Below are 16443 nucleotides of genomic sequence, written 5' to 3' on the forward strand. Positions count from 1 at the left end.
TGACGGATGACCGGGCTTGCCGGTTATTCTTCAATCTTTACCAACCAGAGTGCTTCGGCTGGGCAAGCTGCAGCGCCTTCACGGGCGGCTTCCTCCAGTTCCGGCGCAATCCGGTCGTCGTCGAAATAAACCAGACCATTGTCGTCGAGCTTGTAGACTTCGGGACAGATCGAGGCACACAGACCATAACCGCAGCAGCGACCACGATCAGCAACAGCACGGAAAACAAACTTATCTGAACTCATACCTTTATCCTCTTTATTCGTCAGGCTCAGCCAGGGATATAATGAACATAAAATTCATTTTTGTAAATTTTTAGTTAGCTACTGGTCGCCAATTTCACTGGCAAAGAGGTATATCAGCGGGCCGCTACGGTTATGCCAACCAATAACCCCTTTGAAATCAGATAGTAAGCTAAACCCACTCGACATCCCAGACGATATTCTTAACAAGCACAGAAACAGAAATATCGTTCATATTACTAGATATCAGGGGAGATCTGTACTCGCTTCGCCGCATCGATAAGTGCTTGCCCGTCCGCAGGGCGAATAAACCCCTTGTCAACCGCCTCTTCGGTGGCTGCAGTCCACGCGTTCACAAATACCTGCTGAGTTGGGTACCGGGCGTCCAGCTCAGCCGCATTGTAGGGTGTGGTGGTGCCGAACAGTCCGCAGAAACCGTTACCGCCGGAGTTGCCGGCTCCACTGAGTACGGCAAGCGGTACGTCGACGAAGGGCGTACGTATGCCGCCCAGAGCATTGCCCGAAGCATCACGCTCGAGCCTCGGGCTGTAGAGAGTGAAATCGATCGCCTGCAATTGGTTCGCGGTGGCCGGAGGGTTGCCTGTTCTGACCCACTTATCCAGCGCATGGATAGCAGCACTCAATACGAAGTTCATTGGTCCTGCGTTGATCGGCTTGTCGCACGTGATCAAGCCAAACACCGACTTGGGCGGGCTTAACAGCGCCTGAACAGCAAGCACCGCGCCCTGCCCGTCCCCGGTATCGGTCAAACCGGCCCCTCCGCCGTAGGCATCGAAGTGTGCGGTACCGGCCACTTCCCATAACCGGTAGGTCGAGGTCTCAGGCTGTCGCGTCACCTCATTGATGTCGGTTTCCGTCTGAAACACCAGCACCGGCACACCGAGGTCGGGACGAATCGCCGTCGATCCGGACACGTCACCCTCAGCGAAGAGCGGTGCCGGGTTGGCCAGGCGGCTGTGCAGAAGAAAACCGTCATACACTGTGACCAGCGGATGCACCGCATTGGCATAGGTCACCAGCCGATAGGCAGATTGCGACTCGCCGGCACCTATAACACGCTGGGGTATGAGCCCGTCGAGAAGCAGATCGGCGTGATCCCAGACTGCCTGCCCGACTTGCGAGAAAATGTCGTAGGAATGGTTGTCCCCCGGGTGCTGAAGCCGAGTGTACCTCTCAGGATCCAGTGCCTTGGTGCTTTCCACGCCGGCAGCCTGGGCCGACAGGCTGACCAGTACGTAGCCCTCCCTGATCAACTCGTTATGAGTGTAGATCAGCACCGGACTGACATCGCTGCCGCTGGTCACGTTCATCCACTCCACTATAACGGTGCCATTGAAATTCGCCGCAGCCAGTGGCCGATAAACCACAGCGCGGGTAACGTACGGCGCGGCAGTTCCCGCTTCGATATCCCACAGGCCGTCCTCTGTCAGCACCTGACCAGCACGCGACAGATATGACCGCGCAGTGCCTGAAAGGAAGTACTCCTTCTCACTGTAGCCCAGAGTCTCCAGCGGAATATTCAGCCCGGCAGCAAGGGCTGGCTGGCCCATCCCGCCATCCGCTGCCTGCACCTCAGGCGTCTCTGCGCGGGGCTCGTTCCTACCGATATCGATACCTTCACTTTTGCCACCACTTCCTTTGCAAGCGCCAAGTGCAAGCATGGAAGCCAGTAGAAATGTCGCTGTCATGTGTTGCATGGACTCTCTCCCTCAGGGTTGTTATGGCTAACGCATTCACCTATCTGCGCTCAGACTGGCCCACATAATCGTTTCAACAGGTAGTCCCCAGCACGATCAGTTGCCGGCGCGCCAAGCCGGACAGCTCCTTATCCCCTACACGCGCGTATATCTGCAGGTCGCGTCCTGCCATATTGGTCTGCAGATTTCGCGTATTACACCTGCGAACGACCTTCCACTGGCTATCCGCGTCAACGACCAATCAGCGCCCGATTGGATAAATGATGGACTTTTCCTCGGTAAACTCTTTCAACCAGTCCGGCCCAAACTCCCGGCCGATGCCCGAGCGCTTGTAACCGCCGATGGGCGCGTAAGGCATGGTGCCGCCGCCCCCGTTGATATATACGCTGCCTGCCCGGATACGCTTGGCCATCTGATACGCTGTTGCGGCATCCGCACTGACGATGCCGCCGTTGAGACCGAAGCGCGAATCGTTGGCGATGGCCACAGCTTCTTCATCGGTGTCGAATCCGATCACCACACCGACTGGCCCGAAGATTTCCTCCTGGGCGATAGTCATGTCATTGCGCACATCGTCAAACAGCGTCAGCTCGACGAAAAAGCCCTTCTCAAGCTCGGCAGGACGGCCGCCACCGCATACCAGGGTGGCCCCCTGCTCCAGACCACTGGTGATCAACTCTTCGACCTTTGCGCGCTGCGACTCACGGATCAGCGGCCCCATCAGCACGCTGGGATCTGCCGGATTGCCCACTTTCAGCTGGCCGACAAGGGTCTGGGCAAATTGTACGAATTGTTCGCGTATGGAGTTATGCACAAGGAAACGGGTAAGGAGCGCGCAACCCTGCCCGGCGTTCACCGTGAGACCACCGACAGCGCCCATCACCGCCGCCTGAATATCGGCGTCATGTCGCACTATCAACGCCGACTTGCCACCCAGTTCAAGATGCACCCGTTTGAGGGTCGTCGCTGCCTGACTCATGATGCTGACACCCACCGCCTCGGAACCAGTGAAGGAAACCATATCCACCCTGGGATCACTGCTCAGCAAGGTGCCGACCTCCACTCCACCGGTCACGATATTGAGCACGCCCGGCGGCAGACCGATCTCTTCGGCAATTTCACCGAAAAGCAGTGCCGAATACGGCGTGAACGGCGAGGGTTTCAAGACCAGCGTATTGCCTGCCAGCAACGCCGGAAACACCTTTGCCAGATTGAGCAGAAAGGGAAAGTTGTAGCCGGTAATACCCGCCACTACCCCAACCGGTTCGCGCTCGATACTGCCGCTGCCGAGGATCATCGACCCGCTGGGATCCATGGGGTTGGGTACTGCTGTTATCGGAATTTGCCGCGATTCCGCATGCAGCGACTGATCAATCGCCGTCAGCACGTGCGCCAGCGGCATATCAACCTGCATGCCGTAGGTTATATTTTGCGAGCAACCCACCTCGGCGATAATCAACGCCGCTATCTGCTCGCGCCGAGCGACCAGCGCAGCATGCAGGCGGCGCATATAACCGGCACGCTCAGCCATGCTCAAGGAAGGCCAGGTACCGTGATCAAAGGCGCGGCGTGCGGCTGCAATGGCTGCCTCAGCCGTCCCTGCACTGCCCACTGGCGCACGGCCGATCACCTCTTCGGTAGCAGGATTGAGCACGTCTTCGGTTCTGCTGGCGGCCTGCCAACTACCGTCGATGTAGAGTTTGTCGAGATGAGTGAATGGAATAGTCATGCGGCGTCTTCTCCTTGTTGGCCAATACCAGTGATGATTTCTGCTGCGCGCATGGCAATGGCCATGGCCGGTGCATTGGTGTTGCCGGAAACCAGTGAAGGCATGATCGAGGTATCTATCACGCGCAGGCCTTCTACGCCGCGAACCCGTAATTCGGGATCCAGCACTGCGTTCGCATCGATGCCCATGCGACAGGTTCCCGCCACGTGGAATGCCGTCTGGCCGTAACGCCGGAAGGCGGCAAGCATCTCGTCGTCGGTCTGCACCTGAAGTCCCGGCGTAAGCTCTTCGACGATAAAAGACTTGAGCGCAGGCTGTGCCGCCAGTTTGCGAATCCATTGCAGCAGCGCAATCGCCGCAGTCTGGTCAGCTTCGGCACTCAAATAGTTGGCAACGATTTTGGGTGGCACTGCAGGATCAGCGGATTGAATGCGAATCTCGCCCCGGCTCTCAGGGTGCATGAAATACCCACCGAGCGTTATCCCCGGCTGTTTATCGATCTCCACTGTTTTGCCGTCTCCGGCCATCGAGAAAAGACTCACCCCAATCTGGGCATCGGGGCGCTTCAGCCTCTGCCGGGTCTTCACGAAACCACCCGCTTCGTGTGCAGCGTGGGTCATGGGGCCTTTCCTGAACAGGAAATACCGTATTACCGAGCGCAACAGCCCGAGCCCGCCGAAACAATGATTGAAGCTGCCATGGGTAACGCGGAACTGCGCTGCGATATATACATGCTCGCGCAGGTTACAGCCCACGTCTGGCGCATCCTGGATCACCGGAATACCCAGCGACTGCAATAGTCCGGCGGGCCCTATACCGGACAGCTGCAATAGTTTGGGCGACTCAATGGCACCGGCGCAAAGCAGAATTTCCCTGCTTGCATCGATACGCCGCTCGCCCGACTTACCCTGCACGTGCACTGCTGCCGCGCGCCGTCCAGCGAACTCGATACGCCGTACGTCAGTATCGGTTACCACTGTCAGATTGGCACGGCTTCGCACCGGATCCAGGAAGGCCTTGGCCGCACTGAATCGCTGCCCCTTCCAGGTAGTTTGCGGCTGGTAACCGAACCCGCCCTGACTGACGGAATCCACGTGGTTGGTGTCGGCAACAGTGGGTATACCAACGCTCGCCGCAGCGTCGATAACCGCATCACATAGCGCATCACCCTCGGGGTGCACGGTGACCTTCAACGGCCCCCCCGTTCCGCGCCATTGCGATTTGCCTAGCTGATGATCCTCCAGCGCAACGAACTGCCTGCCCATATCGCCCCAGCCCCAGCCAGTGCATCCCTGCGCCTCCCAGGCGTCATAGTCCGCCGGTGCGCCGCGCACGTAAACCATGCCGTTGATCGAACTCGAGCCGCCAATGGCTTTGCCTTTCATCCATAGCTCATCGGCCATGCCCTCGCCGCGTGATGCGGTGTAGTCCCATATATGTGGATTACCGGGTATGAGCAGCTTGCCGATGCCTCTTGGCATGGCGATCAGCGGGCTGGTGTGTTCCGGGCCGCTTTCGATCAGCAGCACAGATACCACAGGGTCGGCGGACAACCTATTAGCCATGACACAACCCGCCGAACCGGCACCGACAATGATGTAATCGTAACGTTCATTCATGTTCTGGCCTCCCTCGCGTCGGCACATCCCATTCCAGTTCGAGCTCTTCCATACTGAATACCCCATAAGCGTTGAAGCGCGGAACGGATCCGCTGGCAATACGAAAAGGCGGCAAGTAACGAAGCCATAGCTCCAGGGCGATACGCAATTCGCGGCGCGCAAGGTGGGTGCCAACGCAATGGTGCACACCGTAGGAGAAAGCCATATGGGGCGGGTAACCGGGCTTGCGCAGAAAGTCGACCTTCTCAGGCTGGTTGAAAACCTCCGGGTCGAGATTGGCCAACTCTGTGCTGATCAGCACTATGTCGCCTGTCTTCATGGTTGCTTCGCCGATCTGCACGTCTCGGGTTACTGTGCGGCGCATATTGACGACGGAGTAGGAACGCAGCATTTCCTCAACAGCGCCGGGGATCATTGCAGGGTCAGCCCGCAATGCAGCCTGCTGCTGCGGGTTACGCGCCAGATGATGGACGAACAGGCCCATGCTTGAGGTAACGGTGTCGAGCCCGCCGATGAAGATCAGAAAGTTGATGCCGAGCATCTCGTCATCAGTCAAGGGTCGGCCATCAATCTCGCTGGCCAGAAGATAACTGGTAAAGTCGTCGCCAGGGTTGGCGCGGCATTCAGCGATACGCGCGCGAATCCAGCCGGTAATCTCACGAGCATTGTCGGTAACGACCTGTGGGTCAAAGCTCTTGATCAGAGTCTGTGTCCAATGCTGGAACAGAGGCTGCTCTTCCAGAGGCCAGCCCATGAGCTTGAGGAATATCAGGGTCGGAAAGGGCTTGGCGAAGGCCTCGTTGAAATCGCAGCGCCCTTTTTCTGCGACCTGGTTGATCAGATTGCTCGCCAAGTCCCGCATGTCCTGCTCGAGCGCATCAACCTTCTTCGGTGTAAACAGCGGGTTAAGTAATGCACGGTATTTGGCATGGGCTGGCGGATCCACTTCCAGCGGAGTCAACCGCCAACTCTCCCCGAGCAGCATGGGGTAAGGAGTCAAACCAGCACTGCTGAACGTCTCTGGATCCTGCAGTATCCGCCGCATATCTTCCGCGCGCCGCGGAATCCAGGTGCCTGGCAAGAAACCCAGACGGGGCACCCAGAATATAGGAGGAGTACTCTGGTGCAGGGTTGCTGCCCAGGCATAGGCCTTCTCTCCCTGCGCGGTAAGTTCGGCCCACAGGTCGACATTTCTTACCAGATGAACAGGCACGTGATGCGGCACGGCACTGTCTATATCGTCACTGACGTTCATTTATTATTAGCTCCGGTAATGACTGACACCCGGAGTCTAGGGTTGGAGCCGAAACACAAACAACAGACAGAATTTTGGAACCGTTCGATTTCGAATGGAGAACAGCGGCCAGGGTTTGGCTTGCCTGGGCTACCAGGCTTGTGTCAGGCTCATTGCAAGCCCATGCGCAGCGCTCAGCCATACGCAATTCGGCTATCCAGGATAATAATTGCCTACAGAGGCACAGAATGAATCAGCTACTTGATGCCACTGCGCCGAACGCAGCGGTGTTCCCCGGCAACCGTCACAAGGCGCGCGCACGCCGTACCCGTGAGCGGCTTATCGATGCCATGTATCTGCTCGTTCTGGAAAAGGATTATCGTGAGATCACGATACAGGATGTACTCGAAAAGGCAGGTGTAGCACGCTCTACTTTTTATGCACATTTTCGGGACAAGGAAGATCTGCTGGTCGCCGGCTATGAATGGATAGGGACTCCACCTACCAAACTACTGGAGGTTTCTGGGCAAAAGCAAGTTGTTCTGGATGTGTCTGCCTGGCTATTCGCAGCTACCGAAAGGCATCGCTCACTTACCACGTCCTTCTTCAGCAATCCGTCCCAGAACATCATCCTTGCTCACCTGGAAAACATCCTCATTATCCAGGTCAGAGAGCATTACCAGAAGCAGGGAATCTACAGCGAAGGCCTGCACGGCGAAGTCGCAGTGCGCTGCTTCGTGGGTGCCTTGCTGGGGCTGTGGCTATGGTGGGTACGACATGGCTATCCCTGTTCTGCGCAGGAAATGACGGAGGCATTTGACGCGCTCATGAATAACGGCGTATGGCCCGCATCAACAGGCCGTATCGTCAGGCCCGCGAAGCCGTAGCGACTCGGGATACAGAGCAAATCATTTAGTCAGTTCAATTGCAGCCTGATCAATTTTCAACATCGCCATGCCCAGATAACGTTCGACGGCATTGGGCATCCACCGCCCCGCCTGATTGAACAATTGCTGCCGAGAAAAGATATATTGTCGTGCAGGGTCCGTAAGTGCTCTGTCCAGCTCCGGGCTGAGGGCGGACAAGCGGGTGAAGTTATCAAGGACACGCTGGTCTTGATCAAGCACCTGCTGGGCAGACATGACCCACTGCTCCGCTCCAAGGCGGCTGAACGAAACTATCTGATATCCCAGCAGCAATTGACCTATATCACGGCTCAGAGCATGCAAACTGCTTTGCAGCTCTTCAGCATTATCGATACGCCTATAGTGCGCATCCAGTAGTTCCTGTAAGCGCGCATGGGAGTCCACCACAGGCAATAACCAGCGTGTATAGCCCGGAGACGTTCTTCGCAGTTCAACCTCCGACTGCGGTAGCTCGGCCGTGTCGGCCACGCTCGATTGCAGGCGGCTCAGTTCTGCGCTTACATCCTCAAGCCGCTGACTGGCGGCCAGGCTCTGTAAGCGGGTCATGCCCTGCAGATATGCTTGCTTATTGCGCAGCTCATAAGGGCTACCATTTTCGTTGAAATACACCAGAATGTTGGCGCATACCGAAAAGCCCAACGAACGCATCTCCTGTATCGCCTGCGCCGAGCTCGCCTGTGTTGCATGGGCTGGCAACATCGCAACCAATAACGCAAAACCCCACGCGCCCCACTTGAATCCCTTCATAAAAACCTCCAGCAAACTTGTCTGCGGCCCCTTCAGGTCCGGAAATGACTGACTGACAGCTCAAGCTCTCCTGCCAGTTCCCTTAGTGATGCCACGGCCGAGGTCACCTGATGGGAGATCAGATCCCCCTCTTCCGCCATTTTTGCGATTCGCTCTATGTCCAGTGAAATATTCTTGCCGCCCTCGTTCTGTATCTGCACCGCCGAAGCGATTTCACTCACCCCGGTACTGGACGCGCCGACCAGACCTGCCGCCTCCAGCAGCACATTCTCCAGTTCCTGGAGCAGCACCTGGCTGCTATCCAGTGCTGCCGCACCTTCATCCAGCACTCGCGTGACACTCCCTGACTGGCTTTCGAGTTCATCGGTAAGTTCATTGATGGAGTTGGCCGCCACTGCCGAACGCTGGGCCAGAATGCGCACCTCATCAGCCACAACGCTGAAACCGCGACCACTCTCCCCCGCCCGCGCGGCCTCAATCGCGGCATTCAGTGCCAGCAGATTGGTTTGTGCGGAAAGCTCCTTGACCCGGTTGATGCTGTCAGTAATGGCAGTGGTGCTGGAGACGAAGTCGCCGACCGACAGGGTGATCGCGGCAAAAGCATCCCGCACCCGGCAGATTTCATCCAGCAGCCTGGCCAAAGCTGAACGGCCATTCTCTGCCCCTCGCATACTGGCGTCGGCTGAAGACCGCAAATTTTCTGCATGCGAGGCAATTGAAGCGATACCCACGCTCATCTGCTCAACGGTGGATGAGGCCTGAAGGCCGCACCGGCCTGCTCATTGGCACCCCGTGCCACCTCATTGGAGGTGGTCACCAGCTCCTCCGCGGAGGCTCCGACCGACTCGGCAATACGCGTCACTTGCTGCACTGCCCTTTGCAGACTGATGATCAGCGCATTGAAGGCCATGGCTGTCTGGGCTATCTCGTCCCTGCCTGTCACCTCGACACGATGGGTCAGATCGCCGTCCCGCAGCTTGATAGCAGCCTGCTCGATTGCCTTGATAGAGCGCAGAATCTGATGACGCACCAGTAGCCCGACAACGAGCGCCAGCGCGATGGCGACCAGAACCGCAACCGCCAATGCGGTAGTAACTGATTTAGCAGTCGCGTCTGCCGACGTGAACGAGATGCTGGCCAACTCCTTCTGCTGATCCAGATACAGGTTAAGGAGGCCGACCAAGCGCGTATAATCCGCCCTTACATAGCCTAGCTGCGATGGGGCCAGATACGGATTGTTCAGTGACGCCTCCGCGAGCTGCTCTACTCCCCCGCCAAACGCCACGGCCTGTTCCTGCAGGTTCTGGTAGAGCACCATCTCCTCTGCAGTGAGGCTCGCTGACTCAGACAGACCCTGCCCGATCCCTGCCAACATATCCTTCACACTGGCCTGCATGTCTTCCACGTAAAACTGCATTTCTTCTTCGGCGACATTACCCTCGCTTGAATGACCTGGACCACAGCCGCGTAAGAGCCGACCATCGCTGCCTGAGAAGCGGCTGCAATGTCCAGTGCGCGCTGGTATTGACTGAAGCGGACGTGCTCCACCTGGTGCAGCACAGCCTGCTGCCGCTTGAGCCCGTCATAAGCAACAGCGGAGATAACGATAAGCAGGAAAACAATCAGTGCGGGGGCAAATAAAAGCTTCGCGCCAATGGAAAAGCGGCTGAGCCATGGCATCATTATGGTACCTCGTTCCTTTTATTATTGTTGTGCTGCGGGAAAGGTGCCCGCGGTGTGGACAATCCGATCCTTATGCAATATTCTGACATCAGTATACAGTTCTGTAATCAGAAGCTGGTAGCATTTCTCCGATAAGCTGATGCCATAAAAAAAATGAAGGACAGCGTATGAATCATTCAAGCAATAGCGCCGCCATCGATTTTTCGGAATTTAGAACCAGTTGGCGGGTACTCATCCTGGCCTTGCTGGGCATTGGCATCAGCATCAATTCCTCATTGCTTTATGGCTTCGGAACCCTTGTCGTTCCGTTGGAAGAAGCCTTTGGCTGGAACAGAAGCGCACTGCAGATAGCCATTACCTTTCTATTCGTGGGCGCAGTTATCTCGTTGCAACTGGTAGGCTGGTTCAATTTGCGGTTTGGGATCAAGAAAGTAACCGCAATTTCCACGTGCTTGACGGTGCTGGGTTATTTGGCAGCCACCCGGCTCGGTGAGTCGATCTGGAGCCTTTATCTAGCATTCACGATCATTCCGATATTGAGTATTGGCAACCTCGCTGTCACCTGGACTCAGTTACTCAACATGTGGTTTGAGAAGAATCGCGGTCTGGCGTTGGCTATTGGTCTCTCAGGAACCGGCCTCGCCGCAGCTACTGTCCCACCGTTGCTTTCCTGGGGCATTGGCATCTGGGGCTGGCAAGCAGCCTTTATCATGCTGGCCATGATCAACCTGCTTCTGCTGTTACCCCTCACCATCTGGTGGTTTTCGGTTCCAAAACCAAAGAGCCATAAAAGCGAAGCTGACAAGCAGGCGGCCCTGCGCAGCATTACCGGAATGACGTTCAAGGAAGGCTTCACCTCGAAGAACTTCTGGATCTGCAATATTGCCCTGGCGCTGGTGACGTCGGTGGTTATTGGGATGGTTACCAATACCATACCCATCTTGCGTGACCTCGGGCTCTCTGCAGAAGAAGCCGGCTTGGTATTCAGTGGTTTCGGTATTTCGCTGGTGTTTGGTCGAATCCTGGTCGGCTATCTGTTAGACCGCGTGTGGCCCCCAGGCATATCGGCCCTCAGCCTGGCCATGCCAGCCTTAGGCTGCTTAATCCTACTCAGCGGGACAACCGACTTTACCTTGCTCCTGCTAGCCGCAATCGCAATTGGCTTTGGTGCAGGTGCCGAGTTCGATATTGCCGCATTTTTGATCGCTCGCTATTTCGGGCTGAAAGATTACGGCCGGCTGTATGGTTTTCATATCGGCTTATTGACCGCTACAGCGGCTGCGGCTCCTTTATTATTTGCGGCCTTCTTGAGCCAGACGGGGTCGTATACAACCATGCTCGTTTACTGTCTTGTCTGCTCGATTGTGGGCCCACTGATGCTTCTGACCTTGGGTCGAGCCCCCCAATTTGAAACCCAACCCCCACTCAAGCCTGCTGTGGCCTGAAACCGTTGACTGGAGAAAAACAATGCCAACGATAACGCTGATCGAACATAACGGTACCCAACATTCCATTGTCGGTGAAGTGGGCCAATCCGTGATGCAAGCCGCCATGAATGCCATGATTCCCGGCATCCAGGGAGATTGCGGCGGTGCCTGCAGTTGCGCAACCTGCCATGCATACGTTGACGAGGCCTGGGTGAAATCTGTACCACCAGCGGAAGAATGCGAGTCCGATATGCTTGAGTTCGCCAGTGCACGCCAGGATAACAGCCGCCTTACCTGCCAGCTTGTCATTCATGATGATATGGACGGAATAGTGCTGCATTTACCTGAATCCCAATACTGAAGTACTCAGGAGTTAATATGTCGCTTTCGTCAGTGGTTATTGTCGGTGCCGGCCAGGCAGGTTTTCAGGTTGCCGCATCCCTGCGCCAGGGGGGGTTTACCGGACGCATCTCGCTTATCAATAATGAGCCCGGTTTGCCCTACCAACGCCCGCCGCTATCCAAAGCTTATCTGCTGGGAAAAATAACGGCATCCAACCTGGCCTTTCGCCCGGAGGCTTTTTTCGATCAGCAACAGATAGAGTTGCTGCAGGACGATGCCATCGCTATTGACCGGCAGAACCAGCATGTCGTTTTGGCCAGCGGCAAGAGCCTGCAATACGATCATCTGGTACTGGCTACAGGGGCGCACAACCGCCCACTGTCAGTACCAGGCGATGACCTTCAAGGTGTGTTTGGCATCAAGACCCTCGCCGACGCCGACGCGCTGGCCCCCAGGGTAAAAGACGCTCGTAACGTCGTGGTGATTGGCTCAGGCTTCATCGGTCTGGAATTTGCCGCCGTTGCCGCAGCGTTGGGAGCGTCGGTTCATGTGGTGGATCTCGGCGACCGACCCATGGCCAGGGCGGTTTCCAGTGAAATGGCCGCCGTTTTCCGCCAGACACATGAGTCTTGGGGCGTCCAGTTTCATTTTCATCAGGGCGTCACCCGACTCATCGGCGAAAATGGCCAGATTACCGCGATTGAAACCACTGACGGCAAGGTATTGCCCGCCGAACTCCTGGTCTACGGCATCGGTGTCATACCCAATATAACCATCGCCAACGAGGCGGGACTGGCAATCGAGAACGGTATCAAGGTCGATGCCAACCTGCTGACCTCCGATCCGCACATATCGGCCATAGGCGACGTTGCCTGTTTCCCCTGCATTCAGAATGAAGGTGAGCATACCCGTATCGAATCAGTGCCTAATGCCATGGAACAGGCGCGAACCGTTGCCAGCAGGTTATTGGGCAACGCCAGCCCATTTAATGCATTACCCTGGTTCTGGACTGACCAAGGTAACCTGAAATTGCAGATCGCGGGTCTCTCCAGCGGCTATGACAATACTGTCATACTAGGCTCGGAAGCGACCCAGCAGTTTTCGGTTCTGTGTTTCCGCAAGGGCCAGTTGGTTGCTGTGGAGTCCTGCAACCGTCCCGGCGATCACCTGGCAGGGAAGAAAATCCTCTCTCGTCCACCGGAGCTAACGTCTGCCGAGGCCAGTGCACCGGACTTCGATCTCAAAACCTGGGAACTGGCTCACCGCCCTTAGTCAGTAATTGTTTAACCCCGGACATCCATTAGGGTGAAAGGGGTTTTTCAATTCAGGAGCCAGCAGTTTTGGATACCAGAACCACAGCCTCCACGCAGCCCTCGCTGTCGATCATTTTCATCGTCTGCTTCAACTTCATGTCATATGTGGCCAGCGGGCTGCCTTTGGCGGTACTGCCCGGCTTTGTCCTCAACGAACTCGAATTCGGCACTGTCTGGGCTGGTATCGTGATCGGTACACAGTATGTGGGAACACTGCTGTCTCGACCATTGGCCGGCTTGCTTGCCGATCGCTTCGGGGCCAAATCCGCCGTCATCATTGGACTCGTCGCCCTCGTTCTTTGCGGGATACTGACCACACTGGCCATCGTGATGTATGCCTCGCCCTGGCTCAGCATTTGGCTCCTACTCGGCACCCGCGTGATCCAAGGCTTCGCCTCAGCGATGGTTTCCACTCCGTGCTGTACCTGGGCTATCGGCTTGCACGGCAAATCGCATACCGCACGGGTAATGTCCTGGAACGGCATTGCCGCCTATGGCGGTATCGCCGTCGGCGCGCCACTGGGGGTGTTGATCAGAGACCAGTTCAACTTGGCCAGCATCGGGATGTGCATCGTAGTGCTCGGACTGTTTGCGCTACTGGTGGCGGTCGTCAGACGCCCCGCGCCGCTGGGGCGCGGCGAGCGACTACCCTTTCTCCACGTGTTGTGGTCGGTATTGCCCAACGGTCTGGCACTGGTCTGCAGTTCGGCCGGTTTCGGCAGTCTGACGGCCTTCATCGCACTCTATTTTGACAGCCTCGGCTGGGCGAACGCCGCTTGGTGTCTGACCGGCTTCGGTATCGCCTTTATCTTTGCCAGGCTCGCCACGCCCAATGTGATACCCCGTTTTGGTGGCTATCAGGTCGTGACGCTATGTCTTTCAATACAAGGCCTGGGCCTGCTGCTGGTTTGGCTGGCACCCTTGCCCGAGGTCGCGATTCTCGGTGCATCCCTCACTGGGCTGGGAGTGTCCTGGGTATACCCGGGACTGGCGGTGGAGACCCTGGCACGCACCCCGGATGCCAATCGCAATTCCGCACTGAGTGCACTTTCGTTGTTCTTCGATATGGCGGTGGGGTTGGCAGGGCCATTGATGGGCTTGCTCGCTGCCAGTTTGGGTTTCGCTCAGATTTTCCTCAGTGCGGCGCTGCTATCGGGGATCGGTTTCGTACTGGTTCTGGCGCTGCGCCGAGGCGCGCGTTAGCCGATCCCGACGTCCGGAGCTAACAGCCTGCATTCTTTTTCAGCTTGTTAAGCGCAAACAGGTAAGCAGTCCATTACCGATACTCCTTGAACCGAGAATTCCTGCGCCCGGAATATTATTCTTAATATGAAATGCAATTCTTCATATGGATTCCTCAAGCTTGCTCTGCTACCTTAAGTTTTCTATTTTGCCCAAGCACGGGCAGGACTGCGGAGTCACCGATGTTATTTTTCATGCTGCGTGTCTTTTAATGTCATATTCCGAACCAAGGCCCTTCTTCCCCGGCTGGTTATTTCTTCTCGCCATGATGACCGCGTTGTCGCCGCTGTCGGTTGACCTGTACCTTCCCGCTTTTCCAACCATCGCTTCAGATCTGGGTGTTCAGTCTGCTGACGTGCAGATAACACTGGCCGTTTTTCTGTTCGGGATGTCCGTAGGGCAACTTGTTTACGGCCCTTTGAGTGATCGCTACGGACGCAAGCCACCGCTCTATTTTGGGCTCGCGCTCTTCTTGCTTGCCTCCTTCGGGTGCATGCTTGCCACAGACTTGGCGACTTTGACCGTGGCCCGGTTTTTCCAGGCCCTGGGCGGGAGCGCGGGCGTGGTTGTCAGTCGCGCAGTCATTCGCGACCGCACTACCACAGCGCAGGCTGCCTGGGCCTTCTCGATGCTGATGCTGGCACTGGGGCTGGCCCCTATTCTCGCCCCCGTCGCCGGCAGTCTGCTGTTGAAGGTCATGGGCTGGCGGGAGATATTCGCCATCCTGGGGATAGCCGGCACGATTCTGCTGCTGGCCGTGCATTTCAATATGCACGAAACTTTGTCCAGACACACCGCAGAGCGCCTTGGTGTGGCGGGCACATTCAAACGTTACGCCGATCTATTCCGCGACCGGCAGTTCATCATGTATGTGCTTATCATTGCCCTGCCCTTCGGCGCGATGTTCGCCTACGTCGCGGGTGCTCCGTACGTGATCATTGAGCTCTACGAGGTGCCCGCCGTGCATTTCGGCTGGCTCTTCGGGCTGAATGCGTTCGGCATGATTGCGGGCTCCCAGCTCAATGCCCGGGTGGTGGCACGCTTCGGCCCGGCTGCATTATTGCACGCCATTCTCTGGCCGCCATTCCTGGCGGCATTGGTCGCTCTCACAGCCACCTTGGCAGGATACGCTTCCTTACCGCTGCTGATGGCCTGCTTCTTCGTATACATGTTCTCCATGGGTATGTTGTCGCCTAATGCAGTAGCACTGGCCATGGCCAGTCAGGGTCATCGCGCGGGATCGGCGTCAGCAGTTATAGGTGCCGTACAGTTTCTCTTTGGTACCTTGGGTGCCGTTGCGGTGAGCGTCTGGGTCATGCCCAGCGCAATACCCTTGACGGGAGTCATGGTGATAATGCTGGGCACCAGCCTGCTCATCCATCATTTCGGCCATCGCCACAACATTCTCATTCTGCACGGATCGGACATCGAGCCGTCGGCCCTGAAATAGGAGGCAAAGCTGACTGGGACTTGCAGTGGCCCGGCGGAGTGAACAGATCAGTCGTGTATCACAACAGTCCATTCGAGCTTTCTTCACGGGGCAACAACAAGATACCTTGAGGTGCTTATGAATGAATCAACATTGCATGGGCTGCGTGTCGTCAGCCTGGGTTCAGGGATCGCGAGCGCTGCGGCGGGTTTGCAGCTTTGCGAGGCAGGCGCGGAGGTGATTCTGGTTGAGCCGCCTGACAATCCCGCTCGACAGGAGCAGGCGCTGTTTGCTGTGCTTAATCGGGGTAAACGCAGCGTCATCCTGGATATCAACGAGCCGGAGGGACAGCAGCGACTCGAACGGCTGCTGACATCCGCCGACGTATTCATCCACGAGTTCAGCCCGAAAGTGGCAGGCACGCTGGGGCTTGACGATGCCCAGTTGGCGCAGCGCTTCCCTGTAATGACCCAGCGGAATTTGCACACTCAAGCCGCTAATTGTTGGTAAATCGTACTGGGTGTTTTCATCCCCAGTGCCTGATGAGGGCGCTGCTCGTTGTAGTACTTGAACCACGCCCTCAAGGTTTGCCTGGCTTCATCCAGTGTCTGGAAGTTATGAAGCCAGAGACACTGCTCTTTCACAGTTCGGATCAGTCGCTCAACCATCCCGTTCTGCTGCGGGGTGTGGGGACGGATGAACTCCTGTTTCAGACCGTATTGGTACACCGTCCGAGTGTAATGCCGAGAGGTAAATACCAGGCCGTTGTCACTACGCAGCGTGATCGGATCC

General features: G+C 56.7%; 17 protein-coding genes. 7 read left to right on the forward strand and 10 right to left on the reverse strand.

Features of this window, described 5'->3' with window-relative positions; translation table 11 throughout:
* Nucleotides 1-23 precede the first annotated feature (23 nt).
* The 5 genes from BM046_RS15480 to BM046_RS15500 all read right to left on the reverse strand — a co-directional run bounded on the left by BM046_RS15480 (nucleotide 24) and on the right by BM046_RS15500 (nucleotide 6563).
* Nucleotides 24-245 (reverse strand): ferredoxin, encoded by a 222-nt coding sequence (locus tag BM046_RS15480; RefSeq protein WP_074779625.1) that lies wholly within the window; start codon nucleotides 243-245, stop codon nucleotides 24-26.
* Nucleotides 246-481: 236 nt separating this feature from the next.
* On the reverse strand, nucleotides 482-1960 hold the full coding sequence (locus tag BM046_RS15485; protein WP_218150051.1) for an alpha/beta hydrolase domain-containing protein: 1479 nt from the start codon (nucleotides 1958-1960) through the stop codon (nucleotides 482-484).
* A 241-nt stretch (nucleotides 1961-2201) separates the two neighbouring features.
* A complete protein-coding gene (locus BM046_RS15490) occupies nucleotides 2202-3689 on the reverse strand; it encodes an aldehyde dehydrogenase family protein (RefSeq protein ID WP_090541142.1) in 1488 nt (495 codons plus the stop codon).
* A complete protein-coding gene (locus BM046_RS15495) occupies nucleotides 3686-5308 on the reverse strand; it encodes a GMC family oxidoreductase (protein ID WP_090541145.1) in 1623 nt (540 codons plus the stop codon). The genes BM046_RS15490 and BM046_RS15495 overlap by 4 nt, the downstream gene beginning before the upstream one ends.
* The gene (locus BM046_RS15500) at nucleotides 5301-6563 is read right to left on the reverse strand and encodes a cytochrome P450 (RefSeq protein WP_090541148.1); all 1263 of its coding nucleotides are present in this window, start codon (nucleotides 6561-6563) and stop codon (nucleotides 5301-5303) included. The genes BM046_RS15495 and BM046_RS15500 overlap by 8 nt, the downstream gene beginning before the upstream one ends.
* Before the next feature lie 227 nt (nucleotides 6564-6790).
* Here BM046_RS15500 and BM046_RS15505 point away from each other — a divergent pair, with 227 nt between their 5' ends.
* Complete coding sequence (locus BM046_RS15505; protein WP_090541151.1) at nucleotides 6791-7429, forward strand: TetR/AcrR family transcriptional regulator; 639 nt, start codon at nucleotides 6791-6793, stop codon at nucleotides 7427-7429.
* A gap of 21 nt (nucleotides 7430-7450) precedes the next feature.
* Here the strand turns inward: BM046_RS15505 and BM046_RS15510 are convergent, their stop codons facing one another.
* From BM046_RS15510 to BM046_RS16565, 4 genes are read right to left on the reverse strand one after another with little or no spacing between them, the layout of a single operon-like run.
* Nucleotides 7451-8215 (reverse strand): hypothetical protein, encoded by a 765-nt coding sequence (locus tag BM046_RS15510; RefSeq protein WP_090541154.1) that lies wholly within the window; start codon nucleotides 8213-8215, stop codon nucleotides 7451-7453.
* A gap of 32 nt (nucleotides 8216-8247) precedes the next feature.
* The gene (locus BM046_RS16555; RefSeq protein WP_177197890.1) at nucleotides 8248-8952 is read right to left on the reverse strand and encodes a methyl-accepting chemotaxis protein; all 705 of its coding nucleotides are present in this window, start codon (nucleotides 8950-8952) and stop codon (nucleotides 8248-8250) included.
* Nucleotides 8949-9632, reverse strand: a complete 684-nt coding sequence (locus BM046_RS16560; RefSeq protein ID WP_177197891.1) for a HAMP domain-containing protein — start codon at nucleotides 9630-9632, stop codon at nucleotides 8949-8951. Before BM046_RS16560 ends, BM046_RS16555 begins: the two co-directional genes overlap by 4 nt.
* Nucleotides 9596-9898, reverse strand: coding sequence for a hypothetical protein (locus tag BM046_RS16565; RefSeq protein WP_177197892.1), 303 nt, complete (start codon nucleotides 9896-9898; stop codon nucleotides 9596-9598). Before BM046_RS16565 ends, BM046_RS16560 begins: the two co-directional genes overlap by 37 nt.
* Before the next feature lie 167 nt (nucleotides 9899-10065).
* Between BM046_RS16565 and BM046_RS15520 the strand changes: the two genes are divergently transcribed.
* From BM046_RS15520 to BM046_RS15545, 6 genes are all read left to right on the forward strand, one after another.
* Nucleotides 10066-11343, forward strand: coding sequence for an MFS transporter (locus BM046_RS15520; RefSeq protein WP_090541157.1), 1278 nt, complete (start codon nucleotides 10066-10068; stop codon nucleotides 11341-11343).
* A 22-nt stretch (nucleotides 11344-11365) separates the two neighbouring features.
* Nucleotides 11366-11686 (forward strand): 2Fe-2S iron-sulfur cluster-binding protein, encoded by a 321-nt coding sequence (locus BM046_RS15525; RefSeq protein ID WP_090541159.1) that lies wholly within the window; start codon nucleotides 11366-11368, stop codon nucleotides 11684-11686.
* A gap of 17 nt (nucleotides 11687-11703) precedes the next feature.
* Nucleotides 11704-12939 carry an NAD(P)/FAD-dependent oxidoreductase gene (locus BM046_RS15530; protein WP_090541161.1) on the forward strand — a complete coding sequence of 412 codons (1236 nt, stop codon included), beginning with the start codon at nucleotides 11704-11706 and terminating at the stop codon, nucleotides 12937-12939.
* A 68-nt stretch (nucleotides 12940-13007) separates the two neighbouring features.
* On the forward strand, nucleotides 13008-14183 hold the full coding sequence (locus BM046_RS15535) for an MFS transporter (RefSeq protein WP_090541163.1): 1176 nt from the start codon (nucleotides 13008-13010) through the stop codon (nucleotides 14181-14183).
* 160 nt (nucleotides 14184-14343) lie between these two features.
* Nucleotides 14344-15672 (forward strand): multidrug effflux MFS transporter, encoded by a 1329-nt coding sequence (locus BM046_RS15540; RefSeq protein ID WP_218150052.1) that lies wholly within the window; start codon nucleotides 14344-14346, stop codon nucleotides 15670-15672.
* A 117-nt stretch (nucleotides 15673-15789) separates the two neighbouring features.
* Nucleotides 15790-16161: a CoA transferase gene (locus tag BM046_RS15545; protein WP_090541165.1), complete on the forward strand. Its 372-nt coding sequence runs from the start codon at nucleotides 15790-15792 to the stop codon at nucleotides 16159-16161.
* Here BM046_RS15545 and BM046_RS15550 read toward each other — a convergent pair.
* Nucleotides 16140-16443, reverse strand: a 304-nt coding sequence (locus tag BM046_RS15550; RefSeq protein ID WP_143084214.1) for an integrase core domain-containing protein, incomplete at its 5' end; no start/stop codon positions are given. The two genes, BM046_RS15545 and BM046_RS15550, sit on opposite strands and share 22 nt — an antisense overlap.

Origin of the sequence: Halopseudomonas formosensis (genome assembly GCF_900115905.1) — a bacterium.
GTDB classification, from domain to species: Bacteria; Pseudomonadota; Gammaproteobacteria; order Pseudomonadales; family Pseudomonadaceae; genus Halopseudomonas; species Halopseudomonas formosensis.

Bases quoted from the DNA above. Each gene is read 5' to 3' on its own strand.
- BM046_RS15505 (WP_090541151.1), top strand. From the start codon at position 6,791: ATGAATCAGCTACTTGATGCCACTGCGCCGAACGCAGCGGTGTTCCCC.
- BM046_RS16555 (WP_177197890.1), bottom strand. From the start codon at position 8,952: ATGAGCGTGGGTATCGCTTCAATTGCCTCGCATGCAGAAAATTTGCGG.
- BM046_RS15500 (WP_090541148.1), bottom strand. From the start codon at position 6,563: ATGAACGTCAGTGACGATATAGACAGTGCCGTGCCGCATCACGTGCCT.
- BM046_RS15480 (WP_074779625.1), bottom strand. From the start codon at position 245: ATGAGTTCAGATAAGTTTGTTTTCCGTGCTGTTGCTGATCGTGGTCGC.
- BM046_RS16565 (WP_177197892.1), bottom strand. From the start codon at position 9,898: ATGATGCCATGGCTCAGCCGCTTTTCCATTGGCGCGAAGCTTTTATTT.
- BM046_RS15520 (WP_090541157.1), top strand. From the start codon at position 10,066: ATGAATCATTCAAGCAATAGCGCCGCCATCGATTTTTCGGAATTTAGA.
- BM046_RS15510 (WP_090541154.1), bottom strand. From the start codon at position 8,215: ATGAAGGGATTCAAGTGGGGCGCGTGGGGTTTTGCGTTATTGGTTGCG.
- BM046_RS15485 (WP_218150051.1), bottom strand. From the start codon at position 1,960: ATGCAACACATGACAGCGACATTTCTACTGGCTTCCATGCTTGCACTT.
- BM046_RS15525 (WP_090541159.1), top strand. From the start codon at position 11,366: ATGCCAACGATAACGCTGATCGAACATAACGGTACCCAACATTCCATT.
- BM046_RS15490 (WP_090541142.1), bottom strand. From the start codon at position 3,689: ATGACTATTCCATTCACTCATCTCGACAAACTCTACATCGACGGTAGT.
- BM046_RS15545 (WP_090541165.1), top strand. From the start codon at position 15,790: ATGAATGAATCAACATTGCATGGGCTGCGTGTCGTCAGCCTGGGTTCA.
- BM046_RS15530 (WP_090541161.1), top strand. From the start codon at position 11,704: ATGTCGCTTTCGTCAGTGGTTATTGTCGGTGCCGGCCAGGCAGGTTTT.
- BM046_RS15495 (WP_090541145.1), bottom strand. From the start codon at position 5,308: ATGAATGAACGTTACGATTACATCATTGTCGGTGCCGGTTCGGCGGGT.
- BM046_RS16560 (WP_177197891.1), bottom strand. From the start codon at position 9,632: ATGCAGTTTTACGTGGAAGACATGCAGGCCAGTGTGAAGGATATGTTG.